General features: G+C 70.6%; 27 protein-coding genes and 2 pseudogenes. 17 read left to right on the forward strand and 12 right to left on the reverse strand.

Features of this window, described 5'->3' with window-relative positions:
* The first annotated feature begins 56 nt into the window (after positions 1 to 56).
* The 5 genes from fabG to SGFS_RS46305 all read left to right on the forward strand — a co-directional run bounded on the left by fabG (position 57) and on the right by SGFS_RS46305 (position 4941).
* Positions 57 to 818 (forward strand): 3-oxoacyl-ACP reductase FabG, encoded by a 762-nt coding sequence (fabG, locus tag SGFS_RS46285; RefSeq protein ID WP_286258602.1) that lies wholly within the window; start codon positions 57 to 59, stop codon positions 816 to 818.
* Between the two features lie 12 nt (positions 819 to 830).
* Positions 831 to 1589 (forward strand): SDR family oxidoreductase, encoded by a 759-nt coding sequence (locus SGFS_RS46290; protein ID WP_286258604.1) that lies wholly within the window; start codon positions 831 to 833, stop codon positions 1587 to 1589.
* Positions 1590 to 1779: 190 nt separating this feature from the next.
* Positions 1780 to 3360: an ABC transporter substrate-binding protein gene (locus SGFS_RS46295; RefSeq protein WP_286258606.1), complete on the forward strand. Its 1581-nt coding sequence runs from the start codon at positions 1780 to 1782 to the stop codon at positions 3358 to 3360.
* Between the two features lie 182 nt (positions 3361 to 3542).
* Positions 3543 to 4226 carry a uracil-DNA glycosylase gene (locus SGFS_RS46300; protein WP_286258608.1) on the forward strand — a complete coding sequence of 228 codons (684 nt, stop codon included), beginning with the start codon at positions 3543 to 3545 and terminating at the stop codon, positions 4224 to 4226.
* A 121-nt stretch (positions 4227 to 4347) separates the two neighbouring features.
* Entirely contained in the window at positions 4348 to 4941 is a 594-nt protein-coding gene (locus SGFS_RS46305) for a hypothetical protein (protein ID WP_286258610.1), read from the forward strand.
* A gap of 55 nt (positions 4942 to 4996) precedes the next feature.
* Here SGFS_RS46305 and SGFS_RS46310 read toward each other — a convergent pair whose 3' ends face one another.
* Positions 4997 to 5530, reverse strand: a complete 534-nt coding sequence (locus tag SGFS_RS46310; protein WP_286258611.1) for a hypothetical protein — start codon at positions 5528 to 5530, stop codon at positions 4997 to 4999.
* Positions 5531 to 5670: 140 nt separating this feature from the next.
* Entirely contained in the window at positions 5671 to 6183 is a 513-nt protein-coding gene (locus SGFS_RS46315) for a DinB family protein (RefSeq protein ID WP_286258613.1), read from the reverse strand.
* 106 nt (positions 6184 to 6289) lie between these two features.
* Here SGFS_RS46315 and SGFS_RS46320 point away from each other — a divergent pair, with 106 nt between their 5' ends.
* A complete protein-coding gene (locus SGFS_RS46320) occupies positions 6290 to 7201 on the forward strand; it encodes a Gfo/Idh/MocA family protein (protein WP_286258615.1) in 912 nt (303 codons plus the stop codon).
* On the opposite strand, the gene lnt is transcribed toward SGFS_RS46320, so the two are convergent.
* Together lnt and SGFS_RS46330 are read right to left on the reverse strand one after the other, a co-directional pair.
* Complete coding sequence (gene lnt, locus SGFS_RS46325; RefSeq protein ID WP_286258616.1) at positions 7119 to 8687, reverse strand: apolipoprotein N-acyltransferase; 1569 nt, start codon at positions 8685 to 8687, stop codon at positions 7119 to 7121. The two genes, SGFS_RS46320 and lnt, sit on opposite strands and share 83 nt — an antisense overlap.
* A gap of 140 nt (positions 8688 to 8827) precedes the next feature.
* Positions 8828 to 9316 (reverse strand): nuclear transport factor 2 family protein, encoded by a 489-nt coding sequence (locus tag SGFS_RS46330; RefSeq protein ID WP_286258617.1) that lies wholly within the window; start codon positions 9314 to 9316, stop codon positions 8828 to 8830.
* Positions 9317 to 9464: 148 nt separating this feature from the next.
* Here SGFS_RS46330 and SGFS_RS46335 point away from each other — a divergent pair.
* A pseudogene (locus SGFS_RS46335) lies at positions 9465 to 9641 on the forward strand (DUF4291 family protein); the annotation flags it as partial.
* A 317-nt stretch (positions 9642 to 9958) separates the two neighbouring features.
* Entirely contained in the window at positions 9959 to 11242 is a 1284-nt protein-coding gene (locus SGFS_RS46340) for an ATP-binding protein (RefSeq protein WP_020114504.1), read from the forward strand.
* 176 nt (positions 11243 to 11418) lie between these two features.
* Here the strand turns inward: SGFS_RS46340 and SGFS_RS46345 are convergent, their stop codons facing one another.
* The 3 genes from SGFS_RS46345 to SGFS_RS46355 all read right to left on the reverse strand — a co-directional run bounded on the left by SGFS_RS46345 (position 11419) and on the right by SGFS_RS46355 (position 13637).
* Positions 11419 to 12012, reverse strand: a complete 594-nt coding sequence (locus tag SGFS_RS46345; protein ID WP_286258622.1) for a DUF4291 domain-containing protein — start codon at positions 12010 to 12012, stop codon at positions 11419 to 11421.
* A 124-nt stretch (positions 12013 to 12136) separates the two neighbouring features.
* Positions 12137 to 12880 carry a hypothetical protein gene (locus SGFS_RS46350; protein WP_286258623.1) on the reverse strand — a complete coding sequence of 248 codons (744 nt, stop codon included), beginning with the start codon at positions 12878 to 12880 and terminating at the stop codon, positions 12137 to 12139.
* 88 nt (positions 12881 to 12968) lie between these two features.
* The gene (locus SGFS_RS46355) at positions 12969 to 13637 is read right to left on the reverse strand and encodes an NADPH-dependent F420 reductase (RefSeq protein WP_286258624.1); all 669 of its coding nucleotides are present in this window, start codon (positions 13635 to 13637) and stop codon (positions 12969 to 12971) included.
* Positions 13638 to 13737: 100 nt separating this feature from the next.
* On the opposite strand from SGFS_RS46355, the pseudogene SGFS_RS46360 reads away from it, so the two are divergent.
* The 3 genes and pseudogenes from SGFS_RS46360 to SGFS_RS46370 all read left to right on the forward strand — a co-directional run.
* Positions 13738 to 14100, forward strand: a pseudogene (locus tag SGFS_RS46360) (winged helix-turn-helix transcriptional regulator); the annotation flags it as partial.
* Positions 14066 to 14581: a DUF4291 domain-containing protein gene (locus SGFS_RS46365; protein WP_286258626.1), complete on the forward strand. Its 516-nt coding sequence runs from the start codon at positions 14066 to 14068 to the stop codon at positions 14579 to 14581. The pseudogene SGFS_RS46360 and the gene SGFS_RS46365, both read left to right, overlap by 35 nt.
* A 43-nt stretch (positions 14582 to 14624) precedes the next feature.
* Positions 14625 to 15365, forward strand: coding sequence for a glucose 1-dehydrogenase (locus SGFS_RS46370; RefSeq protein WP_286258627.1), 741 nt, complete (start codon positions 14625 to 14627; stop codon positions 15363 to 15365).
* Between the two features lie 62 nt (positions 15366 to 15427).
* On the opposite strand, the gene SGFS_RS46375 is transcribed toward SGFS_RS46370, so the two are convergent.
* Positions 15428 to 15607 (reverse strand): hypothetical protein, encoded by a 180-nt coding sequence (locus tag SGFS_RS46375; protein WP_286258629.1) that lies wholly within the window; start codon positions 15605 to 15607, stop codon positions 15428 to 15430.
* Between the two features lie 179 nt (positions 15608 to 15786).
* On the reverse strand, positions 15787 to 16662 hold the full coding sequence (locus SGFS_RS46380; RefSeq protein ID WP_286258631.1) for an undecaprenyl-diphosphate phosphatase: 876 nt from the start codon (positions 16660 to 16662) through the stop codon (positions 15787 to 15789).
* A gap of 359 nt (positions 16663 to 17021) precedes the next feature.
* On the opposite strand from SGFS_RS46380, the gene SGFS_RS46385 reads away from it, so the two are divergent.
* From SGFS_RS46385 to SGFS_RS46395, 3 genes are read left to right on the forward strand one after another with little or no spacing between them, the layout of a single operon-like run.
* Positions 17022 to 18209, forward strand: a complete 1188-nt coding sequence (locus SGFS_RS46385) for a Gfo/Idh/MocA family protein (RefSeq protein WP_286258632.1) — start codon at positions 17022 to 17024, stop codon at positions 18207 to 18209.
* Positions 18206 to 19150, forward strand: coding sequence for a DUF6807 domain-containing protein (locus SGFS_RS46390; protein WP_286258634.1), 945 nt, complete (start codon positions 18206 to 18208; stop codon positions 19148 to 19150). The genes SGFS_RS46385 and SGFS_RS46390 overlap by 4 nt, the downstream gene beginning before the upstream one ends.
* A complete protein-coding gene (locus SGFS_RS46395) occupies positions 19144 to 19860 on the forward strand; it encodes a cupin domain-containing protein (protein ID WP_286258635.1) in 717 nt (238 codons plus the stop codon). The genes SGFS_RS46390 and SGFS_RS46395 overlap by 7 nt, the downstream gene beginning before the upstream one ends.
* A gap of 5 nt (positions 19861 to 19865) precedes the next feature.
* On the opposite strand, the gene SGFS_RS46400 is transcribed toward SGFS_RS46395, so the two are convergent.
* Positions 19866 to 20342: a winged helix-turn-helix transcriptional regulator gene (locus SGFS_RS46400; protein ID WP_286258636.1), complete on the reverse strand. Its 477-nt coding sequence runs from the start codon at positions 20340 to 20342 to the stop codon at positions 19866 to 19868.
* Positions 20343 to 20449: 107 nt separating this feature from the next.
* The gene (locus SGFS_RS46405) at positions 20450 to 21232 is read right to left on the reverse strand and encodes a TVP38/TMEM64 family protein (protein ID WP_286258638.1); all 783 of its coding nucleotides are present in this window, start codon (positions 21230 to 21232) and stop codon (positions 20450 to 20452) included.
* 81 nt (positions 21233 to 21313) lie between these two features.
* Between SGFS_RS46405 and SGFS_RS46410 the strand changes: the two genes are divergently transcribed.
* The 3 genes from SGFS_RS46410 to SGFS_RS46420 all read left to right on the forward strand — a co-directional run bounded on the left by SGFS_RS46410 (position 21314) and on the right by SGFS_RS46420 (position 23813).
* Positions 21314 to 21613, forward strand: coding sequence for a hypothetical protein (locus SGFS_RS46410; protein WP_286260479.1), 300 nt, complete (start codon positions 21314 to 21316; stop codon positions 21611 to 21613).
* A gap of 93 nt (positions 21614 to 21706) precedes the next feature.
* Positions 21707 to 22876 carry an elongation factor Tu gene (gene tuf / locus SGFS_RS46415; protein WP_286258639.1) on the forward strand — a complete coding sequence of 390 codons (1170 nt, stop codon included), beginning with the start codon at positions 21707 to 21709 and terminating at the stop codon, positions 22874 to 22876.
* Between the two features lie 145 nt (positions 22877 to 23021).
* Positions 23022 to 23813, forward strand: a complete 792-nt coding sequence (locus tag SGFS_RS46420; protein WP_286260388.1) for a spermidine synthase — start codon at positions 23022 to 23024, stop codon at positions 23811 to 23813.
* On the opposite strand, the gene SGFS_RS46425 is transcribed toward SGFS_RS46420, so the two are convergent.
* Positions 23775 to 25082, reverse strand: coding sequence for an MFS transporter (locus tag SGFS_RS46425; RefSeq protein ID WP_286258640.1), 1308 nt, complete (start codon positions 25080 to 25082; stop codon positions 23775 to 23777). The two genes, SGFS_RS46420 and SGFS_RS46425, sit on opposite strands and share 39 nt — an antisense overlap.
* Positions 25083 to 25215 lie beyond the last annotated feature (133 nt).

Genomic DNA, 25215 nt, shown 5'->3' on the forward strand with positions numbered 1-25215 from the left:
GCTCACCCGATGGGCGCACCGTGGGAGCCGCACCCCAAGGGCGAGGAGAACCAGCCATGTCCACCACAGAGCAGCGCGTCGCCGTGGTCACGGGCGCCGCGCGCGGCATCGGTGCCGCCACCGCCGTACGCCTGGCCGCCGAGGGCCGTGCCGTCGCGGTGATCGACCTCGACGAGGCCGCGTGCAAGGACACCGTGGAGAAGATCACCGCGGCGGGCGGCCGGGCCATCGCGGTCGGCGCCGACGTCTCGGACGAGGCCCAGGTCGAGGCGGCCGTCGCCCGTGTCGTCGAGGAGCTCGGCGCGCCGACCATCCTGGTCAACAACGCGGGCGTGCTCCGCGACAACCTGCTGTTCAAGATGAGCGTCTCCGACTGGGACACGGTCCTGAACGTACATCTGCGCGGCTCGTTCCTGATGACCAAGGCCGTCCAGAAGCACATGGTGGAGGCGAACTTCGGACGCGTCGTCAACCTCTCCTCGTCCTCCGCCCTCGGCAACCGCGGCCAGGCCAACTACTCCGCCGCCAAGGCCGGGTTGCAGGGCTTCACCAAGACCCTTGCCATCGAGCTCGGCAAGTTCGGCATCACCGCCAACGCCGTCGCCCCCGGCTTCATCGCCACGGACATGACCGCCGCGACCGCCGCCCGGGTCGGCATGGGCTTCGAGGAGTTCAAGGCCGCGGCCGCCACCCAGATCCCCGTGCAGCGCGTCGGCGAGCCCGACGACATCGCCAACGCGATCGCCTTCTTCACCGGCGAGGCCGCCGGATTCGTCTCCGGCCAGGTGCTGTACGTCGCCGGCGGACCGCTCAACTAGAGGAACGTGAACATGACTTCGGTGGAACTCTCCGGCAAGGTCGCCCTCATCACGGGCGCCAGCCGCGGCATCGGCTACGGCATCGCCGAGGCCCTCGTCGCGCGCGGCGACCGCGTGTGCATCACCGGGCGCAACGAGGACGCCCTGAAGGAGGCCGTCGAGCGGCTCGGCGCCGACCGGGTCATCGGCGTCGCGGGCAAGGCCCACGACGAGGCCCACCAGGCCATCGCCGTCGAACGCACCATGGAGGCCTTCGGCCGCGTCGACCACCTGGTCAACAACGCCGGCACGAACCCGGTGTTCGGCCCGATCGCCGACCTCGACCTGAACATCGCCCGCAAGGTCTTCGAGACCAACGTGATCTCCGCCCTGGGCTTCGCGCAGAGGACCTGGCACGCCTGGCAGAAGGACAACGGCGGCACGATCGTCAACATCGCCTCCGTGGCCGGTGTCTCCGCCTCGCCGTTCATCGGCGCGTACGGCATCAGCAAGGCCGCCATGATCAACCTGACCCTGCAGCTGGCGCACGAGTTCTCGCCCGGGGTCCGGGTCAACACGATCGCGCCCGCCGTGGTCAAGACCAAGTTCGCCCAGGCGCTGTACGAGGGCCGGGAGGCGGAGGCGGCTGCGGCCTACCCGCTCGGCCGGCTCGGCGTCCCCTCCGACATCGGCGGCGCCGCAGCGTTCCTCACCTCCGAGCAGTCCGCCTGGGTCACCGGCCAGACGCTCGTCGTGGACGGCGGTATCTTCCTGAACGCCGGGGTCGGCTGATACATGGCGCGGCGGTCGCCGGTGCCCGTTTCACGACATCGCACCGGCGTCCGCCCGCGACCCTCACGGAGGCTTGACAAGGCCGCCACAAGGGCGTGTGCGAATTGGTTGCCGGACAGGCCTGAGCGACCCCGCGGGGCCTGCGGTATCGTTCGGCCACTCTTGGTACGGCATTTCGAGGAGCAAGCGAGTGTTCAAGCGGAACCGATACCTGCCGCAGCTGGCGGTGCTCGCATCCATATGCATGGTGGCCGGGTGCGGTGTGTTCTCCTCCGATGCCGCCGAGGACGAGGACCCCATCGTCGTGGGCACCACCAGCACGCCCAGCACACTGGATCCGGCGGCGTCCTGGGACAGCTCCTGGGAGCTGTTCCGCAATGTGTACCAAACCCTCCTGAACTACGCGCCGGGCGCGACCGAGCCCGAGCCCGACGCCGCCGAGAGCTGCGAGTTCACCGACAGCACGAGCACGGTGTACAGCTGCACGCTGCGTGAGGGCCTGAAGTTCTCCGACGGGCACGCGCTGGACGCCAAGGCCGTCAAGCACTCCTTCGACCGGATCAAGAAGATCAACGTCAACGGCGGCCCCGCGGGTCTGCTGGGCACCCTCGCCCGGGTGCAGACCAAGGGCGACCGCGAGGTGGTCTTCCACCTCAGCCAGCCCGACGCCACCTTCCCGCTCGTGCTCACCACGCCCGCCATGTCGATCGTGGACCCCGAGGAGTACCCCGCGGACGCGCTCCGCAAGGACGGGGGAACCGACGGCTCGGGCCCGTACAACCTCGCCTCCTACGACGAGGGCAAGGAAGCCGAGCTCGTCCCCAACGGCAACTACAAGGGCATCGCGGACCGCAAGAACGGCGGCATCACGATCCGCTACTTCGGCCAGTCGTCCGAGATGGCCGACGCCCTCAGGAACAAGCAGATCGACGTGATCTACCGCGGTCTCTCCGCCTCGGACATCGTGGACCTCCAGGCCAACAGCAGCGAGGAGGAGCTCCAGCTCGTCGAGAACGCCACCACCGAGATCAGCTACCTGGTGTTCAACCCCAGCGACGAGTGGGCGCGTAAGCCCGCGGTCCGCAAGGCGATCGCCCAGATCGTCGACCGCCCGGCCCTCGCCCACAACATCTACAAGGACACCGTCGAGCCGCTGTACTCCATGATCCCCCGGGGTCTGGTGGGCCACACCACGGGCTTCTTCGACGACTACGGCGCCCCCAGCGTCTCCAAGGCCAAGAAGCTCCTCACCGACGCGGGCATCGCCGAAACGGTTCCCCTCACGCTCTGGTACACCTCGGACCGCTACGGCTCCCAGACCAAGCCCGCCTTCGAGGAGCTGAAGCGGCAGCTGGAGAAGTCCGGCCTGTTCAAGGTCACCCTGAAGAGCCGCCCCTGGAAGGACTACGTGGAGGGCTACCAGAAGGGCGAGTACCCCGTGTTCGGGCGCGGCTGGTTCCCCGACTTCAACGACGCCGACAACTTCATCGCGCCCTTCGTGGGCCAGCAGAACGCGCTCGGCACCCCGTACGACACCCCCGAGATCACCGACGAGCTGATCCCGGAGTCGCGCGAGCAGAGCGACCGCGGAGCCGTGGCCAAGGAGTTCGAGAAGGCCCAGCAGATCCTGCTGGACGACGCGCGGCTGATCCCGCTGTGGCAGGGCAAGCAGTACGTGGCGGCCAGCGAGGAGATCGCCGGCCTCGAGAAGGTCATCGACCCGGCGACGATGATGGTGATGTGGGAGCTGTCCCGGAAGACCAGCTGGTAGCCCCGGACCGGCCGTCCGACGACCCACCGGACGGCCGATCCCGCTGGTGGATCGGGGTACCGGCCCCGATTGTCAGTGGGCGCCTGTAGGTTCTGTGCTCTGACGGCGGCCGCGCCTCGCGCGGCCGCCCATGGCCGCACGCTGCGCGGCCGTGAAGTGAGCGCACACCGGAGGAAGTTGACGTGACCGACATCGCCATGCTGCCCGAGTCCTGGCGCGGGGTCCTGGGGGACGAGCTTCAGCAGCCCTACTTCAAGGAACTCACCGAGTTCGTCGAGGAGGAGCGAGCCAAAGGTCCCGTCTACCCTCCGCGTGAGCAGGTCTTCGCCGCCCTGGAGGCCACGCCGTACGACCGGGTGAAGGTGCTGATCCTCGGGCAGGACCCCTACCACGGCGAGGGCCAGGGGCACGGTCTGTGCTTCTCCGTTCAGCCAGGTGTGAAGACCCCGCCCTCGCTGCGGAACATCTACAAGGAGATGCAGGCCGAGCTGGGCACACCGATCCCGGACAACGGCTATCTGCTGCCTTGGGCCGAGCAGGGCGTGCTGCTGCTCAACGCGGTCCTGACCGTCCGCTCCGGCGAAGCCAACTCGCACAAGGGCAAGGGCTGGGAGAAATTCACGGACGCGGTGATCCGCGCGGTGGCGGACCGCCCCGACCCGGCGGTGTTCGTCCTGTGGGGCAACTACGCGCAGAAGAAGCTCCCGCTGATCGACGAGGAGCGCCATGTGGTGGTGAAGGGCGCCCACCCCTCACCGCTGTCCGCGAAGAAGTTCTTCGGCTCCAGCCCCTTCACGCAGATCAACGAGGCGGTGGCCGGCCAGGGCCACGCCCCGATCGACTGGGCCATCCCGAACCTGGGCTGAGCCGGTCCTTGCCGTACGGCTGTGGGGGCGCCCCCACAGCCGTACGGAGCCGCCTGACCGCGATTGTCAGCGCCTGCCCTTAGCGTCATGGGGGACAGGGGTGACGAGAGCGGAGGACGCGGTGACGGAGCGACAGGTACAGGCGGCGCCGGACGCCATGATGACCCGGATCGGACAGGCGGTCATGCTGCACCACGGCGGTGACCGCGAGGAGGCCCGGGACCGCTTCCTGAGACTGTGGGCGGAGATCGGCGAGGACGGCGACGCGCTCCACCGCTGCACATTGGCGCACTACATGGCGGACACGCAGGACGACGCCGGTGACGAACTCGCCTGGGACCTCAGGGCCTTGTCGGCGGCGGAGGAGCTGACCGACGGGCGGGTGGCGGACCACCATCAGGGGCTCGCGGTCCGTGCCTTCTACCCGTCGCTGCATCTGAACCTCGCCGCCGACTATGTGAAGCTCGACCGCCGCGGCGCCGCACGCAGCCACCTGGACCTGGCCCGAGGCGCGCTCGACGCCCTGGGCGAGGACACCTACGGCGACGGCATCCGCTCGGCCCTCGGCCGCCTGGAGCTCCAGCTGGACGGGCTCGACGACGCCGACGGTCTTGAGGGATTCGAGAGATCCGAGGGTTTTGGCGGCTTCGAGGACCGGGCTGAGCCGGGTCCCTCCGGAGGGGAGATGCCGGGGCCGCCGAGGCAGCGGCCCTAGCGGTGGTCCTGGAGGCCTTCGCGGTGGTCTTTCGCCGGGGCGCGCCCTTCGCGGGTCAGTGGCCGTAGACGTCCTTGCAGATGACCGCCTGCGGGGTGTCCTTGCCCCAGCCCCCGTACTTGTGGCCGAGGGCGCACACGTTCCCCTTCTTCGCGGGGGCCTGCGGCGGGTTCTGCGGCAGTGCCTCGGAGACGGGCGGGACCTCCACCTCGGGCGGGGACACGGGTGGGTGGTGCGGCCGGGGGCGATCGGGGCGGTCCGGGCTGCCAGGAGGGCCGGGGCGCTCGGTGCGCCGGCGGGGCACGGCCGGCGTGGGGGAGACGGCGGGAGTCGACGCGGCGGGCGTGGCGGCCGCGGACACGGACGGGGTGGGCCGACGCGGAGGCCCGATCAGCTCCAGAGCCTCGCGCGCCGGGGCCTGCACGATCTGCGTCTCGGAGCTGCCGTCCGGGTGGGGTTCGGGTGCGGACGGCACGGACGGAGCGGGCGGCGGGCCCGGAGTGGTCGGGTGCTCCGTGGTCACACAGCCGGTGAGGGCCGATACGGCCACGGTGACCAGGAGCGTTGCGGTGGTGGTCGTTCGATGCACCCGCTCAACTCTGCTGTGTCCGGGCCGCTTTGGGGAGGGGGCAGGCGAAGGATGCGCCCACACGGGTGACGCACGGCTTCGCCTGCGACGTCCGGCCGCTCAGTTCCGCGGCTCCGGTCGGCGCGGAGCCGGGCCGGGGCTCATTCGCCGGTCGTGCCGTCTATGAGTTCCCGCAGCAGATCGGCGTGGCCGTTGTGGCGGGCGTACTCCTCGATCATGTGGGTGTAGATCCAGCGCAGGGTGAAGGATTCGCCGCTGGACTTCCTCTTGTTCGCGCTGAGGTCGTCCAGGGCGAGGGGCGCCGCGTTGCTCCGGGCGGCGTCGATCTCGGCCTGCCAGGCCGTGTAGGTGCTCTCCCAGGTGTCCTGCTCGGTCGGGTGGAAGTCCCCGTCCGGGTCCTCGTCGGTCCAGAACAGGTTGCCGGGGCTGTTGTCCACCAGCATGTGGCGGAACCACCATCGCTCCACCTCCGCCATGTGCCGTACGAGGCCGAGCAGGGTGAGCCCGGAGGGCGGCACCGCGGCGGTCCGGAGCTGGGCGTCGGTCAGGCCCTCGCACTTCATGTGCAGGGTCTGGCGGTGGTAGTCGAGGAACCCCTCCAGAGTGGCGCGTTCGTCGGCGGTGGTGGAGGGCTCGGTGCGCTTGATCGTCATGGAGTGCAGTCTCACGTACTCCGATGGCGGCGTCATGTCATTTTGCGGCGCGGCCGTATGCTGCCGACGAGGTACACGTCAGCACGTCGTAGACGGGAGAACCCCTGTGAAGGTCGGCTGCATCGGGCTCGGAGACATCGCGACGAAGGCGTATCTGCCGGTGCTCGGTACCCAGCCGGGGGTCGAACTGCATGTGCAGACGCGGACGCCCGCGACGCTCACCCGGGTCGCCGACAGCCTCCACCTCCCGGAAGGGCAGCGGCACGCCGATCTCGACGCGCTGGTCGCCCAGGACCTCGACGCGGCCTTCGTGCACGCCTCCACCAACGCCCATCCGGAGATCGTCGAGCGGCTGTTGGCGGCGGGCGTGGCGACGTACGTCGACAAGCCGCTCGCGTACGAACTCGCCGACTCGGAACGGCTCGTGCGGCTCGCCGAGCAGCGCGGTGTCGGGCTGGCCGTGGGCTTCAACCGACGGTACGCGCCCGGGTACGCGCAGTGCGCGGACCATCCGCGCGAGCTGATCGTGATGCAGAAGAACCGCATCGGCCTGCCCGAGCGACCGCGCACGATGATCCTCGACGACTTCATCCATGTCGTGGACACCCTGCGGTTCCTGGTGCCGGGGCCGGTCGACGACGTGACCGTGCGGGCCCGCGTCGAGAGCGGGCTGCTGCACCACGTCGTCCTTCAGCTGTCCGGGGCCGGTTTCACCGCGCTCGGCATCATGAACCGGCTGAGCGGCTCGGCGGAGGAGATCCTGGAGGTCTCCGGGCAGGACACCAAACGGCAGGTCGTCAACCTCGCCGAGGTCATCGACCACAAGGGCCAGCCCTCCACGAGGCGGCGCGGCGACTGGGTGCCGGTGGCCCGGCAGCGCGGCATCGAGCAGGCGGTGCTCGTCTTCCTCGACGCCGTCCGCGCGGGCAGGACGCTCAGCGCACGGGACGCGCTGGCGACTCACGAGTTGTGCGAGCGGGTGGTACACGCGGTGGAGGGCCGGGCAGGTCGCGCCTGACGCGGACGGCCCGTCCGCCCTCTACGGCGCCCAGCGCGAGCAGCACCAGCAGCGCCGCGTGCACCGGCCAGTCGCCGAAGCGGACGTACGGCGTCGTCCCGCTCGCCAGCGGTACCTCGTACACCGCTGTCGTGCTCGCGTCCGTGCCCAGCCAGGAGCCGACGCGCTCGCCGCTCGGGCCGTAGACCGCGGAGACGCCGGTGAGCGTGGCGTGGACCATCGGGCGGCCGGTCTCGGCGGCCCGCAGCGCGGCCAGCGAGGCGTGCTGCTCCGGCGCCCAGCTCTGCTGGAACGTCGAGGTCGACGACTGGGCGAGCAGCAACTCGGCGCCGTCCCGGACGAGATGGCGGCTCATGTCGGGGAACGCGGTCTCGAAGCAGACCATGGGGCCGACGCGCAGTCCGCCGCCGCCGTCCATGACCACCTGCTCGGTGCCCCGCCTGCGGTCCTCGCCGGCCGCCTTGCCGACCGAGGTCGCCCAGCCGAGCAGCGACCGCGCCGGGATGTACTCGCCGAAGGGAACCAGCCGCATCTTGTCGTACCGGTCGCCGGTCGGGCCGTCGGGGCCGACGAGCACCGAACTCTTGTAGATGCCGGGGCGGTCGGAGCGGCGGGCGTCGACGTTGACGAGGATGTTCGCGCCCGTCTCGCGGGACAGCGCGGCGATGCGGTCGGCGAGATCGGGGCGGTCGGCCAGGTCGTAGCCGACGCTGCTCTCGCCCCACACGATCAAGTCCAGGTTCTTTCCGACGAGCCCGTGGGTGAGCGCCTCCTCGCGGGCGAACCGGTTGTCGGGGCCCTGGGTGACACCGGGCTGAACGACGGCGATCCGGGCCTCGCCGTCCACCTCCGGGCGCGGCGACCACACCCAGGCGGCCGAGGTCGCGGTCGCCGTCGCGACCAGTCCGGCGATCGCGGGGACCCGGGCCCGCCGTACGGCGACGAGCACGGCGACCGCGACATTGACGGCGACGACCAGGAGGCTGACCAGCCAGACCCCGCCGACCGAGGCCAGCCGCAGCGCGGGCTCCACCTCCCACTGGCTCGACCCCAGCAGCCCCCAGGGGCCGCCGAGCCCCTGCCAGGAGCGGATCAGCTCGATCGCGAGCCAGCCCGACGGAAGGACCAGCAGCGCGGCGGCGACCCGCCGGAGCGAGGGCGAACCGGCCAGGAACCGGCGCACCAGGCAGGCCCAGGGCGCCCAGAGCGCGCCGAGCAGGCCGGCGATGACGAAGATGAAGACATGCAGGTTCGGCAGCAGCCAGTGGTGCATGGCCAGCATGAACCCGAAGCCGCCGAGCCAGCCGTCGTAGGCCGCCCGGCGGCCGGTCGGGGCCGTGCGGATCAGCAGGATCCAGGGCACCAGGGCCACGTACGCGAACCACCACAGCGACGGCGCCGGGAACGCGAGCACGGGCAGCGCACCGGCCACGGCGGCGGCGACACGGCGCCGCCATGGGGAGGCGAGCCAGTCCGGCGTTTCCATACAGCGCCTCCCTCCCCGGTGGTGCGTGCCTCCAGTGTGCGCGCCGGGGACGATCTCCGACAGGGGGCGTCAGGCGGGGTGTCGAGCGGGGTGGTCGTCGGGACCTAGGGGTGGAACCCGGGCCGGTGTCAGGCCGCTGGTCAGGGTTGTGGCGTTCGAGGAACGCGACGCTTCGGGGAGCGACGCCATTTCTCCTCGACCACGACCTCGCGCAGCCGCCAGCCGTCGTGGGTCCGGACGAGGGCGAAGGCGTAACGGCCGCCGGACACGAGGTCGGGGCCCATGGGACCGTCGTCGTTCTCCGTGAACCGCATGGGGTTGATGTAGTCCGCCTGGACCTGGGCGGTGTCGCCGGTGTCCTGCTCCAGGAGCCCGAACCGCACCCGTCGGTTGACGATCAGATGCTGCCGCATCGGGAACATCTCCATGCTCCGGGCCAGCCATCCGGCGACCTGGCTGGCCTCCCCCTCGATACCGCCGGCCGAGCGGTAGTCCGCACGCCCCTCCGGGGCGAACAGTCCTCGGTACGCCTGCCAGTCGCCGTCGTCCACGGCCACGGCGTACTCGGTGATCAGGCCGTCGACGGCGAGCCGGTCCATCACGGTCGCGAGCTCCACACGCTGCGTCATCGGCTCAGTGTTGGGGCAGGGGAGGGGCCACGCCAAGGGGTGTGCAGGGGGATCAGGGATATTGGGTGGCTCGCGAGCGCTCCGGTGATCGAATCTGTCCCCCGTGAGTGAAAGAGAAGTCGACAACGACAACAAGCACGACAGCGGGATGGCCGACGACAACGAACCGGTGGCGGAGCCCAAGTTCCGTGTCCGCGCCCGGTATACGGAGTCCACGGTCACCGTGTATCAGGCGTACCGCCCCGAGATCGGCGGCCCGGCCGCGCGGGAGGGCCGGTTCCCGGCGGCCTGGAAGCGGGACCGGATGACCTGGGTCATCAAGCCGCGTTCACAGCCTGCAGGGGCGCGCCGGGACGGGGCAAGCCGAGTGACCCGTTCGAGCGCGGTCCAGCGTCGAAGAACGAACCATCGCCGTCCCACCCCCGGGAAGCAGGTGTGCTCGGCCGTGCCGCTGATGCCGCCGACGGCCGTCAGGCCCGATCACGGTCGCCCCGGCCCGTGGCCGACGGCTCGGCGGACATGGCAGACGGGAGGCATTCACCTCACTGGGACACTTGGGTGATGAGGTGCGAGGAGTTTGCCGCGCTCGGCACTCACCACCCCCGCAGGAGATAATGAGGGTTCGCCGCGGTAGGTGAGGTGATGGCGGTGCCTCCATGGCATCTGCGCGACTATCACGATGACGATCTTGACCAGGCCATCGAGATCTGGGACCAGAGCCGTCAGGCCGACGAGGACCGGGTGTTTCCAGTCTCCGAGGTGATGGCCGCGGCCAAGGCAGGACAGACGGCGGTGGTCGCGGTGGTCGGCGATGAACTGGTGGGCATGGCCGTGGCGCAGGCCTACGGCCAGCGGGGGTGGATCCTCCTGGTGGCACTCGCCTCCCGCTGGCGTGAGCGCGGGATCGGCAGTGCTCTCCTCGCCGAGCTCGAACGGCGCCTGCGGGCCTTGGGCGTGCGCCACATCAGCGCGCTGCTGCCCGCCCACGCCGCCGGCACGAAGGCTCTGGAGCACTCCGGCTACCAGTCCCGCGACGGCCTGACCTACTACGAGAAGCTCGAACCACCCGGAGCCCCCAACGCTGATGTCCTCGCGTCACTGGGCGGCCGGATGCTGCTCGGGGAACTGTGGGACGCCATGGCCGGCATGGAGCGGGAGAAACAGGTCGTCGAGCGCCGGGTCGTGCTCCCACTGACGGAGCCTGGGCTGGCCGACCGTTACGGGGTCGTCCCTCCGAAGGCAATCATCCTGTTCGGCCCTCCCGGCACCGGGAAGACCAGCTTCGCCAAGGCGGTCGCCTCCCGGCTCGGCTGGCCGTTCGTGGAGCTCTTCCCCTCCCGGCTCGCGGCCGACACGAGCGAGGGGCTGGCCACGGCGCTGCGGGAGGCCTTCGCGGACCTGGCGGAACTCGACTCGGTGCTGCTCTTCATCGACGAGGTCGAAGAGATCGCCGGCGTGCGGTCCGGGAAAGCGGTCGATCCGGGACATGGGGTGACCAACGAGTTGCTCAAACTGATCCCTGTCTTCCGTGAACACGACGCACGGCTGCTGGCCTGTGCCACCAACTCCGTGCGCTCTCTGGACCCGGCCTTCTTGCGGCCGGGCCGGTTCGACTACGTCATTCCCATCGGCCCACCCGACCCGACCGCCCGCGCGGCGATCTGGGCCCGCTATCTCAGGGCCGCCGGTGACTCGGTGGACCTCATGCAACTGGTCGAGGCCAGCGAGTTGTTCACCCCGGCCGACATCGAATTCGCAGCCCGCAAGGGCGCGCAGGCGGCGTTCGAGCGCGAGGTCGCACAGCGAAAGGGCCGACCGGCCACCACCGATGACTTCATGACCGCCATCGCCGACACCCGGCCGACGCTCACCGCACTGGCGATCAAGGAGTTCACCGAGGACATCGAGAAGTACAGTCGCCTCTGAGACCGGTGCCGGCGCTCAGTGCGGGTCTCCGGTCCGCGCAAGTGAGGCGACCGATGCCTCCGTGCAGGTGACAAGGTCTGTGGACACGGCTTGACCTGGATCATCAAGCAGCGTTCACAGACCCTTGCCGCCATGTGACCCGTGGGTGATGCCGGCGGCTGTGCCCGGAGTGCCGGTCAGGGACACAGGTGGGCCAGGAGTTCTGCACTGGCGGGGTACTCCTGTTCCTGGGGGAGCAGTCGGGCAGCTGAGTCCAGTTCGCCGTCCCTGACGAGTGCGTGGATCTCGTGGGCGAGCGGGGTGACGTCGCCGATGGACACGATCCACTCGTCCGCGTAACGCGACGACGCCTCACCCGAGAGCCCCAGTTGCAGCGAGCGGTACGGCAGGGGATGCAGGTGCAGATCGCGTTCGGGATCCCACTGGACACGGGCCGGTGCGCGCTTGAGGTCACGCTGCCAGGTGTCGCGATCGGGATGCAGTCCGCGGACGTAATGTGACAGGCAGGCATGGCGCAGCGCCCAGTCGAAGCCCTCGCGAGTGATCTCGAAGGCCAGGACGGTCTCCTGACCCTCCTTCATGCCCCAGCCGGAGCGGTACATCATCCACATGAAACTGGGTTTGATCCACGTCATGCGGTCAGGCTTCCACGCGGCGGGAAAGCGGCCGTCGCGGATGGCGGGCAGTCCGATTTCAGGGGAGTACGCCTGGTAGACGGTGATCGTCGATGCCGTGTGAAGCGCGCGGATCCTGCGGTGCGGTTCTTCCATGGCGTACAGCGTGGGCTCGGTCAGCTGAGGTGACCACCGATTTTTCGACCGTCGCGCGACGCGAGGGAGCACGTCGGCCGCGGGCGGCAGACAGTCGGCCGTGCGGGCCAAGTGGCGTCCGGAGTCAGAACGGAGGTTCCTCCGTGCAGCCGCCGGTCCAGACATCACGGATGTATCGAGGGCGTGCTGCAATGTCGGCGGGGCTCTCCAGGGCAGCGATGTCGTAGCCCCAGTTCTTGAGTGCGTCCAGACAGCGGTTGCGGTTGTAGCGATGGGTACTGGTGGCCAGGAGGCGGTGGACGTGGCGTCCGAGTTCGTCTCTGTGACAAATGAGGGCGGGATGCTCGGTCAAGGGGATGGCGGCGACGACCGCGGCCTCACGAACAGCAGTGTTCTCGTGGCACAGGAAAGCTGAAACGGCACGGTAGAACGCGGGGCGGTGGTCCAGGAAGACGCGTGTTTCTGGACCACCGTCGAGGTTGGCACTGTTGAAGTGACGCTGGGCGACGGCAATGCGCTCGTCGTCGGCGTCGTAGGCGAGTGATCCAAGCCAGTCCAGCAGAGCCGCCCTCACCGGACAGCCTCGTTCCGAGTCAGCCCGACGGCCAGGCCCGACGGTCGCCGTTGCGGGGTGGGCGAGGATCGCAGCCACATACAGCGCTACGGGGAGCGTGGCTTCGTAGAAGCTGTTCTGATGGCATACCGGCTCCAGTTCGCCGATGGCCCTGATCTGAATCGTCGGGTCGGCGTCGAGGAGGCGAGCCGGCGTGGCCGACAGAAATCCACCGTTCCCTCTCGCGGTGCCGAGTGAGGCCCAAGCCGTGCCGTCCAACAACGACTGATGATCAGGCAGTTCATCGGGCGTCATAGTGTCAGTCTGCCGGTTCTCGTGGTCACGTCATCAAACCCCGCTCACAAGCTCTGACCGTGGCATGCCACCGGGCGGGCCAAAGGTACTACTGCCTCTGTGAGTCGGCAGGTCTGTCGGTCGAGGGGATGTGAGGGACGGCGGAACTGGGGTCGAAACCTGCGAATGCCAGGCCGATGACGAAACCCGCCACCTCCTCCAGTTGGCGGACGCGATCCAGCGTCCCCAGAGTCGCCGGGATCCCGCCGACGTCACGGACCAGTTCGCCGACGATGCGCAGTGCCCTCGCATCGTCGCCGCACATCGCCACCGCCACACGGGACCGACCACCACCGGGCGGGCTCGCCCACTGGCCGGCGGGAAAGAGGTGGAACGCCTTGACGACCCGAGCTCCCGGAGCAAGCCCGGCGATCCGCCCTGCCATCGACTCCCCGGGTTCGGTGAGCAGAGTGCCGATGCCATGAGTCACGGCGTTCGTGGGATCGATCAACGGCATCCCTTCGAGCACACCCTCGGACGCGCCCACTGATCCCAGCATGTCCTCGACACCGTCCCAGGACACGGCGAGAAGCACCGCGTCGCGCCCAATGACCGCCTCACGCGGCGCGACGGCGAGCACGTTGTCGCCCAGCCGCTCAGCGAGCTTCTCCGTCCTGCCCCGCGACCGCCCGCCGATCGCCACATCGTGCCCTGCCCCTGCCCAGCTCTCGCCCAGGGCCGCCGCCAGCGCTCCCGTGCCCAGAATCCCGATACGCATCTGTCCGTTCCTCTCCCACAGTGGTCGGTCGGGTGGCTACGGTAGGGAAGGCGTTACGCACCGATCAGTGCATGACCGACCCGCGATGATGGGCGACGAGATGACTGATCACGACTCCCGCCGCCTCGAATTCGTCGCCGATTGCCGGTTACGCGCGGCCACCGATCTCTTCGCCCATACCTGGGATCCCGTAGTGCTGGCGGCCCTTCGTGTGGGACCGCGCCGACGTCGCGAGCTGCGCGCCGCGATCGGTGGCATCAGCGACAAGGTTCTGACCGACTCCTTGCGCCGTCTGCTGGCATGCGGACTGATCGAGCGCCACACGCATGCCGAGGCGCCGCCGCGGGTCGACTACGACCTGACCGGCTTGGGGCAGAGCCTGGTGGAGGGCCCGATGGAAGCGCTCGGCCGCTGGGCGATCGAGCACGGTGACGAACTTCTCGAGGCCCAGGACAGCAGCAGCGCAACAGGTCTGCGAGCGAGGCTTGACCTGGATCAAGCCCTCCTTCCTGTGGATGATGTACCGCTGCGGCTGGGGTCTGAAGGAAGGCCAGGAGACGGTGCTGGCCGTGGAGATCGGCCGCGAGGGCTTCGAGTGGGCACTGCGCCACTCCTGCCTCTCGCACCACGTCCCGGGGCTGCACGAGAGCCAGGCCGCCTGGAAGCGGGAGCTGAGGCGGTCCCCGGCACGGGTGCAGTGGGACCCCGAGCGCGATCTGCGACTGAACCCGCTGCCGTACCGCTCGCTGCAGATGGGGCTCGCGGGGGAGGCGGCGGCACGGTACGCGGACGAGTGGATCGTCGGGATCGAGGACGTGACCCCGCTCGCCGGGCAGATCCACGGACTCGTACGGGAGGGTGACACGGAGCGAGCCGAGAAGCTGTTGCCCGAGGAGCGGCCGTATCCCGTGGACGACGAGGTGCTGGCACATCTGAGAGCGTAGGACGATCGCCCATGGTGGGGCACGCTATTGCTGGGAGGTCGGGATGACACGTCCGGTCACGGTGGTCACGGGCGGTGGCCGGGGCATCGGCGCCGCGATCTGCCTACGGCTCGCGGCCGACGGGCACGACGTGGCGGTGGGGTACCTCGGCGACGGGGCGGCCGCCGAGCAGGTCGCGACGGGGGTGCGGGCGGCCGGGGGCCGGTGCGTCACCGTCCAGATGGACACCTCGGTCGAGGCGGACGTGGACCGGCTCTTCGAGACGGCGGCCGATCGGCTGGGGCCCGTGACGGGGCTGGTCAACAACGCAGGAACGACGGGGCCGTTCGGCAGGCTGGCCGACATCGGCACCGAGGATCTGCGCCGGGTGGTGGAGGTCAACCTCCTGGGCGTACTGCTGTGTTCGCGCCGGGCGGCCAAGGTGATGGCGGCCTGGGGGAGCGGGACGATCGTCAACGTGTCCTCGGCGGCGGCCACGCTGGGCAGCCCAGGGGAGTACGTCCACTACGCGGCGACCAAGGCCGCGGTCGACACGCTGACCGTGGGGCTCGCGAAGGAACTGGGCCCGGACGGCATCCGTGTCAACGCGGTCGCGCCCGGTGTCATCGAGACCGAGATCCACGCGACGATGGGCGATCCGGAACGCCCCGAGCGGCTGGCGCCCTCGATTCCACTGCGCCGCCCCGGCCGGGCGGAGGAGATCGCGGCGGCCGTGGCCTGGCTCATCTCCCCGGAGGCCTCGTACACGACGGGCGCGGTGCTGCGGGTGTCCGGCGGACGCTGAGCCAAGGGCCGCGTCGACTGCCGGGGGCGCGGGTCAGAGCTTCGCGCCGGGTCCGTCGTCGTTCACGCCGCCTCGATGACCTCGACGCGTATCGCCGCGGCCCACTCCACCACCAGCAGCTCGTACTCTGTCCGCTCCTGGGCCGACAGCGACCCGCCCGCGCGCCGCCACAGCGACCGGATCTGCTCGTTGACGTCCGCGGCAGTCCGCACGGAACCAGGGATAAGGGAATCGGGGGACATGCCGATTAGCGTAGGCGCAAGAACTGACAGTGCGCTACGGGTCGGCTACGGATGCCGTATGTGGTTGGTCACTGAAGGGAGTTGGGGGCTGGCGGGGGCTGGTCGCGCCCACGCGGCGGAGCCGCCGGTCGACACAACTCCGCGCCTCTGTCAGGGGCGCGAAGCGGCCACGAGGAACCTCAGCCCGCCGACTCGCCTGCGTGCGGGCTCAGGACGCCCATCGACACCAGGATGATGAGGAGGATCCCGAGGGCGATGCGGTACCAGACGAACGGCATGAAGCTCTTGGTGGAGATGAACTTCATGAACCAGGCGATGACCACGTAGCCGACGACGAAGGCGATGATCGTGGCGAAGATCGTCGGGCCCCAGGTGACGTGGTCGCCCTCCAGCGCGTCCTTCAGTTCGTAGCCGCCGGAGGCGAGCACGGCCGGGATGGCGAGGAGGAAGGAGTAGCGGGCCGCGGACTCGCGCTTGTAGCCCATGAGGAGGCCGCCGCTGATGGTCGCGCCGGAGCGGGACACACCGGGGATCAGGGCCATCGCCTGGCAGAGGCCGAAGATCAGGCCGTCCTTGACGCTGAGCTCCTCCAGCGTCTTGCGCTCCTTGATCGCGCGGTGCTTGCCGCCCGTCTCGTCACGGGCGGCCAGACGGTCCGCGACGCCGAGCACGATGCCCATGACGATCAGCATGGTGGCCGTGATGCGCAGGTCGCGGAACGGGCCCTCGATCTGGTCCTTCAGCGTCACGCCGAGCACACCGATCGGGATCGAGCCGACGATCACCAGCCAGCCCATCTGCGCGTCGTGGTCGCCGCGCAGCTCCTTGTTGAACAGGGAGCGGGACCACGCCGAGATGATGTTGGCGATGTCCTTGCGGAAGTAGATCAGCACCGCGGCCTCGGTGCCGATCTGCGTGATCGCGGTGAAGGCCGCGCCCGGGTCCTCCCAGCCGGAGAAGGCCGCCGTCAGACGCAGATGCGCGCTGGAGGAGATGGGGAGGAATTCGGTCAGCCCCTGGACGAGTCCGAGGATGAGGGATTCAAACCAAGACATGAAGTTACGTGGTCCAAGCGCTGATCGTGGAAGGCCGGCGGATGACGGACCGCGCCGCGGACCGGCCGCCGGGCGGCCGTGCGGGGCGGGTGATCACAGGTGCTGGGGGCAGCCTAGCGTCCCTTGATGACAGGCCTGCCACAGGGGTTTGGTAGGGCTGTGTGGGGGACATGAGGGGCGGCGCGCCGAGGGGTCGAACAGCGGAATTCGTGGTGTTGACCGGCCACTATGTCCGCACATACTTTGCAGGGTGAGGGAAAGCGCTTGCCGTTGCGAGGGTCGCCGTTTCGCCGGAAACCCCGAGCCACCAGGCGTTGGCCAACGTCCGACGTCCGTCCGATGGAGTGCTGATCACGTTCATGCCCACACCCAGCAACGCAAGCGGGAACGCCCCCCTGGCCGGTCGCCGTGTCCGCGCCGCGATCATCGGCATCGGTGCCATCGGCGCCGGCTCCCATCTGCCCGCGCTCGCGCGGCTCGCCGAGGAGGGCGAGACCGAGGTCGTCGCGGCGGTCGACCTCGACGGCGACGCGGTGAAGGCCTTCTGCGCTGAGAACGGCATCCCGCACGCCTACACGGACCTGGACCGGATGCTGGCGGAACAGCGCCCCGACCTGGTCAGCATCTGCACTCCGCCGACCCTGCACCGCGACCAGACGGTCGCCGCGCTGCGGGCCGGCGCATGGGTGTGGTGCGAGAAGCCGCCGGTGCCGACGCTCGCCGACTTCGACGCGGTCGAGGCGGAGGAGGGCGCGGAGACCGGGGGGCCGTACGCCTCGATCGTCTTCCAGCACCGCTTCGGCTCGGGCTCCAACCATGTGCGGCGGCTGATCGCCGAGCAGGCCCTCGGCCGCCCGCTCGTGGCGCACTGCCAGACCACCTGGTACCGCGACACCGCCTACTACGCCGTGCCCTGGCGCGGCCGCTGGCAGACCGAGGGCGGCGGGCCCGCCATGGGCCACGGCATCCATCAGATGGACCTGCTGCTCGATCTGCTCGGTCCGTGGAGCGAGGTGCGGGCCATGGCCGGGCGCCTGGTCCACGACGTGGAGACCGAGGACGTCTCGACCGCCCTCGTCCGCTTCGAGAGCGGCGCGATGGCGACGATCGTCAACAGCGTCCTCAGCCCCGACGAGGTCAGCCGCATCCGCATCGACTGCGAGCGCGCCACCGTCGAGCTGACCCATCTGTACGGCCACAGCAACGACAACTGGACGATCACCCCGGCCCCGGGCACCCCGGACGCGGACCTCGCGGCCTGGCGGGACTTCGGCGCGGACGTGCCCAGCTCGCACCTCGCCCAGCTGCGCGAACTGGTGGCCAGCATGCGCGCGGGCGAGCGTCCGCGCAGCAGCGGCCCCGATGGGCGGACGAGCCTGGAGCTGATCACCGCGCTGTACAAGTCGGCGTTCACGGACACGACCGTACGCGCCGGGGAGATCGGGCCCGGCGACCCGTACTACACCGCTCTGCACGGGGGCGCCCCCGGCTGGGCGCCCGTACCCGCCCAGGCGTCCGCCGCGGCCAGTGAGGAGATCCCCGCATGACCCGCGAGACGTTCCACGACGGGCTGCGCGTCGTCCACGCCCACGGCGACCGGATCACGGTCACCGAACCCACCACCGGCGTCGAGCTGTTCTCGTACGTCTACCGGCCGGAGGCGGACTGGGAGGCCCCCAAGCCGTATCTGCACCCGGTCCGGACGCTGGCCGGGGACGTCGTCACGGACTTCCGGCCCAACGACCACCGCTGGCACAAGGGCCTGCAGCTGACCGCCTCGCATCTGTCGGGGCAGAACCTGTGGGGCGGCAACTCGTACATCCACGGCGAGGGCTATCTGCCGATCGCGGAGCGCGTCGGCTCGATGGCGCACGTCGGCTTCGACGAGGTCGTCTCGGACGGCGGCCGGGTCGTGATCGCCGAGCGGCTGACCTGGCACCCGCACACCGGGGAGCTGTGGGCGGACGAGGAGCGTCGGATCGAGGTGCACGACGTCGACCCGGAGGCGGGTTCCTGGGCGCTGACCTGGACGAGCGCGATCACCAACCGCCGTGACGAGCCGCTGCTGTTCGGCAGTCCGACCACCGCCGGGCGCGAGATGGCCGGCTACACGGGCCTGTTCTGGCGCGGGCCTCGGGCCTTCCGGGACGGGCGGATCATCGGGCCCGACGCCGAGGGCCCGGAGCTGATGGGCGAGCAGGCGCCCTGGCTCGCGTACTCCGGCGAGCACGACGGCACCGACGGGCACGCCACGCTCGTCTTCGCCCACGCGCCCGAGAACGACCACACGGGGGCCGGGGGCGCCCACCCGGCCCACTGGTTCGTCCGCAACGAGCCCTTCGCCGCCGTCGCCCCCTCCTGGGCCTTCTTCGATGAGCTGGAACTGGCCCCCGGCGACACGCTCACCCGCCGTTACCGGGTCGTCGTCGCGGACGGGGCCTGGGAGCGGGAGGAGATCGCCAAGTACCTGGAGGCGCATCCGTGGTGAGCGGCTTCGCGGGGCTGCCCGGCGGGGTCGCGCTCTCGCATCTGTCCGTCTACGACTGGCCCGCGGCGGACGGGGTCTGCGGCGGAACCCCCCATATGCATCTGACCTGTTCGGAGGCGTACGTCGTCACCGGCGGGCGGGGCGCGGTGCAGACGCTGACGGCCTCCGGGTACGAGGTGACGCCGCTGGCGCCGGGCACGGTGGCGTGGTTCACGCCGGGCACCATCCATCGGCTGGTCGACGAGGACGACCTGCGGATCACCGTGCTGATGCAGAACAGCGGACTGCCGGAGGCGGGCGACGCGGTACTGACGCTGCCGCCCGAGTATCTGACCGACCCGGAGACGTACTCCGCCGCGACCCGGATCCCGCCGGACGCGCCGCAGGAGGAGCAGGAGCGGGTGGCCCGGGCCCGGCGCGACCTGGCCGTGGCGGGTTACCGCGCGCTGCGTGACGCCGACGGACCGGAGCCGCTCGCCGCCTTCCACCGGGCCGCCGCGGCGCTCGTACGACCCCGGCTCGCCGAGTGGCGCGAGCGGTGGCAGCGGGGTGCGCGGGCCGCCGCCGCTTCCACCGGGGACCAGCTCGACCGGCTGGAGCGGGGGGACCTGTCCCACCTCTCCGACGCCGTCGTGCGGGCCGAGCAGCCGGCCGCGTACGGGAAGTTCGGGATGTGCGGGCGGCTGGACGTCTACAAGGGGACCGTGTAACCGCTTCAGGCGGTTGCGGCGGCCGTCGGGCCCGTCACCGACCATCCGGGGGACTGCGGGTGTGCCTTGAGGTCCCCGTGGCGCACCTCGCCGCCGCAGGCCGCGCAGGTGACCGTCGGGACCAGTTCGTTGCCGCAGATGTGCTCGACCACCATGGGGCGGTCGTCCTTGCGGAGATGGCGGTCGCCCCAGGCCATCAGCGTCATCAGGACCGGCTCCAGTTCGAGACCCGCCTGTGTGGGCCGGTACTCGAAGCGCTGCGGGCGCTCGCTGTAGACGTGCTTGTTCAGAATCCCCGCGTCGACCAGTCGCCGGAGGCGGGTCGCCAGCACGTCGCGCGGGGCACCGATGTTGCGGACCAGTTGGTCGAACCGTCCGTTGCCGAGGCACGCCTCGCGCAGGACGAGCAGGGAGTACTTCTCGCCGACGATCGCCAGGGCGTCGGCGATGGAACAGGGGCGCGGATCTCCGGAGGCGGGCATGCCCACAGTCTAGGGCGAGGGTTTGCTTTTCCGACTCGCGGAGCTGGGGCGAGTGCGTAGGGCCCGGCAGCGCGACGGAGATCCATCAGGAAGGGCCCTGGAGCGGGTCAGCGCCCGCGCAGCTGATGCCGCTTCCGCCAGGCCAGCACCGCGCCGATCAGCGCCGGGAGCGCGATGCACGCCATGGCGATCAGGAACGCGGGCGAGGTGGGTGTCGAGGCGCGGGCGCCGGCGACGGCGTACGCGGCCGTGTTCGGGATGGAGCCGAGCGCGGTCGCGAGGAGGAACGGCAGCCAGCCCATTCGGGAGACGGACGCGCAGTAGTTCGCGGCCCAGAACGGCACCCCGGGGAAGAGCCGGGCCGCAAGCATCGAGCGGAAGCCGTGGCTGCTGAGCTGTCCGTCCGCCGCCTTCAGCCAGCGGTGGCGCAGCAGCGGCCGCAGCGCGTCCTGGCCTAGGATCCGGCCGAGCCCGAACGCGACCCCGGCCCCGAGGACCGTGCCCGCGAGAGCCGAGGTCAGACCCAGCTCCGAGCCGAAGAGCGCGCCCGCGGCGAGGTTGAGGAGCGGCCGAGGGACGAACGCGACCGTGCACAGTCCGTACGCCACCGCGAACACCACGGCCGCGGTCGCGCCGTTCAGCTGGGGCGGCCAGCCGTCGGCCAGCAGCCGCTGCGGCTCGAACAGCAGAACGGTCGTCACGGCGCCCGTGAGCACCGCCACGAGCATCGAGAACCGGGCCCACGGGGAGAGCAGCGCTCTGCCCAGGCGGGCGGTACGCCCCAGCGGGACAGCTGGGACGACGACGGGTGTGGCGACGGCGAGCTCCGTGGCGGTGACCCGGGGAAGGACCGTGGCGGTGCCTCCAGAGCGGGTGGTGGCATCGAGCATTCGGCGACAGTAACCGACCGATGTGTGTGTACGCCCTACGGGAACGTCTCACCGGCGTCACAGCATGCGGAACTGCGGGTCGTGGATCTCGACGCCACCGGGCCCGGCCGCAAACCCCACCCGGTGCCGCCTGCGCCTTCCGAAGCACGGGCGCCGACACGTCGGCGTTCATCCCTCGCGCCCTCTTGTGAACCATCTCTCTTCGGCTCCACCGCGGCACTCGCCCGTACCGAAAACTATTCGACGCGGACGAATCCGTCGACGATGATCGACCTCATGTTCCGGCACGCCTTCCCTCTCGCAGCATCCGCGCTGACCGCGGATGCCCCGAAGGCTGCCGTTGAGATCTTCCTGGCCGCTGTCGACGGCGCCCGAAGCTGACCCTCTCCGGATTGTCCGGCGGACCCCGCAGGGGGAGGGTCGGCGAGTCCTTGGGGTCCCCGCCAACCAACGAAGAGGCTTCGAGGTATCGCCATGTCCAAGACGGCTTACATCCGCACGAAACCGCATCTCAACATCGGCACGATGGGCCATGTCGACCACGGCAAGACCACCCTGACCGCCGCCATCACCAAGGTCCTCGCCGAGCGCGGGACCGGCACGTTCGTCCCGTTCGACCGCATCGACCGCGCCCCGGAGGAGGCCGCGCGCGGCATCACCATCAACATCGCGCACGTCGAGTACGAGACCGACACCCGGCACTACGCGCACGTCGACATGCCCGGCCACGCCGACTACGTCAAGAACATGGTCACCGGCGCCGCGCAGCTCGACGGGGCGATCCTCGTCGTCTCCGCGCTGGACGGGATCATGCCGCAGACCGCCGAGCACGTGCTGCTCGCCCGGCAGGTGGGCGTCGACCACATCGTCGTCGCCCTCAACAAGGCCGACGCGGGCGACGAGGAGTTGACGGACCTCGTCGAGCTGGAGGTCCGCGAACTGCTCACCGCGCACGGCTACGGGGGCGACTCCGTACCCGTCGTACGGGTCTCCGGGCTGAAGGCCCTCGAAGGGGACCCGCGCTGGACGGCGGCGATCGACGCGCTGCTGGACGCGGTGGACACGTACGTCCCGATGCCCGAGCGGTATATCGACGCGCCGTTCCTGTTGTCCGTCGAGAACGTGCTCACGATCACCGGGCGGGGGACCGTCGTCACGGGCGCCGTGGAGCGCGGCACGATCCACGTGGGCGACCGTGTCGACGTGCTCGGCGCGGAGGTCGAGACCGTGGTCACCGGCCTGGAGACCTTCGGCAAGCCCATGTCGGAGGCGCAGGCGGGGGACAACGTGGCCCTGCTGCTGCGCGGGGTGCCCAGGGACTCCGTCCGGCGCGGCCACGTCGTGACGGCGCCCGGCAGCGTCGTGCCCAGGCGGCACTTCACCGCGCAGGTGTACGTGCTGTCGGCGCGCGAGGGCGGGCGTACGACTCCGGTGTCCACCGGGTACCGGCCGCAGTTCTACATCCGTACGGCGGATGTCGTCGGGGATGTCGACCTCGGCGAGATCGCCGTCGCTCGGCCGGGGGACCGGGTCACGATGAACGTCGAGCTGGGGCGTGAGGTTCCGCTGGAGCCAGGGCTCGGCTTCGCCATCCGTGAGGGTGGTCGGACTGTCGGTGCCGGCACCGTGACGGCCGTTCAGTAGGTGGGCCGAGGTGTGTGGGGGACTGCGGGGCCGGTGCGGCCGGTCGCGCGGTTCCCCGCGCCCCTTCGTGGCACGGGAGAATGAGTCTGTGAACGACGAGCCCATACCCGTCCTGCGTACCACCGACCACGGAACCGCCAAGCTCATGCCCGACGTCGACCGGGAGCGGGCCTGGCTGCTGACCGTCGACGGGGCGCCGCAGTCGTATGTGGACCTCGACGAGCCGACGCACCTGGAGTTCGAGTACGCGCGACGGCTCGGACATGTGCTGGACACCGTCGCGGAGCCGGGACGGGCCCTGGACGTGCTGCATCTGGGCGGGGGCGCGCTCACCCTGCCCCGGTATGTGGCCGCCACCCGACCCGGGTCACGGCAGGACGTCGTCGAGTTCGACCGGGGGCTGCTGGAACTGGTCGTCGAGCAGTTGCCGCTGCCCGCCGACGCCGGGGTCGCGCTGCACGGCGCCGACGCCCGGGAATGGCTCGAAGCCGCCCCCGCCGACTCGGCCGACGTACTCGTCGCGGACGTCTTCGGCGGCTCGCGCGTCCCGGCGCATCTGACGACCGTGGCCTACGCCCGCGCCGCCCGGCGGGTGCTGCGCGCGGACGGGGTCTATCTCGCGAACCTCGCCGACGCCGCGCCCTTCGCGTTCCTGCGCTCCCAACTCGCCACCTTCGCCACGGTGTTCGAGGAGCTGCTGCTGATCGCCGAACCGGGGGTCGTGCGCGGCCGCCGTTTCGGCAACGCCGTGCTCGTCGCAGCGCACCAACCGTTCGACATCGCGACCCTCGCCCGGCGCACCGCCGCCGACGCCTTCCCGGCACGGGTCGAGCACGGCCCGGCGCTGCGGGACTTCATCGCGGGCGCGGCCCCCGTGCGCGAGGCGGACGCGGTGCCCTCACCCGAGCCGCCCGACGGGGCCTTCGGTATCGGCTGAGTCGCGGCCGGCCGAGGTGTCCGGGGTGCCTTTGGCCACCGGCGCGGTCCGCCGCCTCAGGGTGCGTACGTCACGTACGCACAGCACCGCCGCCGTGGCCAGCGCGACCAGCGCCGCACAGCCCCACAGGGCCTCCGTGCGCCCGAACGCGCTCTCCGCCGGGCCCGCCAGCGCGGTGCACAGCGGCACCAGCGACACCGAGCCGAACCAGTCGTACGCCGAGACCCGGGACAGTTTCTCCTCCGGGATCTCCTGGTGCAGCGCGGTCATCCAGGAGACGCCGAACACCTCGACCGACACCCCGCACACGAACATCGCCGCACACAGCACGGCGACCGGCACCGGTACCGCCAGCGCCGCGGACGGCAGGGCCAGCGGGAAGATGCACAAGCTGCCCGCGAGCAGCAGGCGGCGCGGCTTCCAACGGGTCATCAGCAGCGCGCCCACGGCGTTGCCGGCCCCGTAGAGGCCCAGCGCCAGGCCCCATGGGCCCGCCCCGCCGAGGCTGTCCCGGGCGACCTGGGGGCCGTAGACCGCGTCGGCTGCGACGATGACGCCGTTGACCAGGGAGAACTGGACGACGATCGCCCACAGCCAGGTACGGCCGGTGAACTCCCGCCAGCCGTCGCGGAGATCGGCGAGTATCCCGCCGCCCGGCTCGCGCTCGGGGACATGGCTGACGTCGAGGAAGGCGCGCAGCGAGCCCGCGACCGCGAAGGCCGCCGCGTCCACCGCCAGCACCCAGCCGGGACCGACCGCCGCGACCAGCACACCGCCGAGGGCCGCGCCGCTCAGGGTCGCGCCCTGCGAGGCGAAGCGGAACAGGGCGAAGGCGCGGCCCGCCTGTTCGGCGGTGACCGAGGACAACAGCATGCCCTCGGCCGCCGGGTTGAAGAACGCCTGTCCGGTGCCGCCGAGCGCGGACAACAGCATCATCTGCCACAGCTGCGCCTCACCGGCGAGGACGAGTACCGCGAAGACCGCCTGGGACGCGCGGTTCAGCGTGTTCGCCGCGACCATCACACGGTGCCGGGGGAGCCGGTCCGCGAGGGCGCCGCCGATCAGCAGGAACAGCACCAGCGGCAGCGTCCGGGCCGCCGCCACCAGACCGACGTCACCGCCGTCGCCGCCCGCCTCCAGGACCGCGAACGCCGAGGCGATCAGGGCGCCGTGGCTGCCCATGCCGGTGACGACCGCGGCCGCCGTCAGCAGGGTGTAGTTGCGGCCCGCCCAGGCAGGGCGGCGTCGGGAGGCGGCGGGTGAGGTCACGGGCCGACTATCGCCGCCCCGTGACCTCCTGCCAAATCGTTTGTTCGCTTACCTCTTCGATATACGGCCAGATCAGGACGCCCGCTGCGGCACGGTCAGGGCGCCGTCGCCCCCCGGCCGCGACGGGCGTCGC

This window comes from Streptomyces graminofaciens (genome assembly GCF_030294945.1).
In the GTDB taxonomy this organism is placed as follows: Bacteria; Actinomycetota; Actinomycetes; order Streptomycetales; family Streptomycetaceae; genus Streptomyces; species Streptomyces graminofaciens.

Excerpts from the sequence above, each read along its gene's own strand:
- SGFS_RS46355 (WP_286258624.1), bottom strand. The coding sequence starts at position 13,637 with ATGCGTATCGGGATTCTGGGCACGGGAGCGCTGGCGGCGGCCCTGGGC.
- SGFS_RS46345 (WP_286258622.1), bottom strand. The coding sequence starts at position 12,012 with ATGGAAGAACCGCACCGCAGGATCCGCGCGCTTCACACGGCATCGACG.
- SGFS_RS46350 (WP_286258623.1), bottom strand. The coding sequence starts at position 12,880 with ATGACGCCCGATGAACTGCCTGATCATCAGTCGTTGTTGGACGGCACG.
- SGFS_RS46340 (WP_020114504.1), top strand. The coding sequence starts at position 9,959 with ATGGCGGTGCCTCCATGGCATCTGCGCGACTATCACGATGACGATCTT.
- SGFS_RS46315 (WP_286258613.1), bottom strand. The coding sequence starts at position 6,183 with ATGACGATCAAGCGCACCGAGCCCTCCACCACCGCCGACGAACGCGCC.
- fabG (WP_286258602.1), top strand. The coding sequence starts at position 57 with ATGTCCACCACAGAGCAGCGCGTCGCCGTGGTCACGGGCGCCGCGCGC.
- lnt (WP_286258616.1), bottom strand. The coding sequence starts at position 8,687 with ATGGAAACGCCGGACTGGCTCGCCTCCCCATGGCGGCGCCGTGTCGCC.
- SGFS_RS46385 (WP_286258632.1), top strand. The coding sequence starts at position 17,022 with ATGCCCACACCCAGCAACGCAAGCGGGAACGCCCCCCTGGCCGGTCGC.
- tuf (WP_286258639.1), top strand. The coding sequence starts at position 21,707 with ATGTCCAAGACGGCTTACATCCGCACGAAACCGCATCTCAACATCGGC.
- SGFS_RS46420 (WP_286260388.1), top strand. The coding sequence starts at position 23,022 with ATGCCCGACGTCGACCGGGAGCGGGCCTGGCTGCTGACCGTCGACGGG.
- SGFS_RS46405 (WP_286258638.1), bottom strand. The coding sequence starts at position 21,232 with ATGCTCGATGCCACCACCCGCTCTGGAGGCACCGCCACGGTCCTTCCC.
- SGFS_RS46375 (WP_286258629.1), bottom strand. The coding sequence starts at position 15,607 with ATGTCCCCCGATTCCCTTATCCCTGGTTCCGTGCGGACTGCCGCGGAC.
- SGFS_RS46290 (WP_286258604.1), top strand. The coding sequence starts at position 831 with ATGACTTCGGTGGAACTCTCCGGCAAGGTCGCCCTCATCACGGGCGCC.
- SGFS_RS46390 (WP_286258634.1), top strand. The coding sequence starts at position 18,206 with ATGACCCGCGAGACGTTCCACGACGGGCTGCGCGTCGTCCACGCCCAC.
- SGFS_RS46380 (WP_286258631.1), bottom strand. The coding sequence starts at position 16,662 with ATGTCTTGGTTTGAATCCCTCATCCTCGGACTCGTCCAGGGGCTGACC.
- SGFS_RS46370 (WP_286258627.1), top strand. The coding sequence starts at position 14,625 with ATGACACGTCCGGTCACGGTGGTCACGGGCGGTGGCCGGGGCATCGGC.
- SGFS_RS46330 (WP_286258617.1), bottom strand. The coding sequence starts at position 9,316 with ATGACGCAGCGTGTGGAGCTCGCGACCGTGATGGACCGGCTCGCCGTC.
- SGFS_RS46400 (WP_286258636.1), bottom strand. The coding sequence starts at position 20,342 with ATGCCCGCCTCCGGAGATCCGCGCCCCTGTTCCATCGCCGACGCCCTG.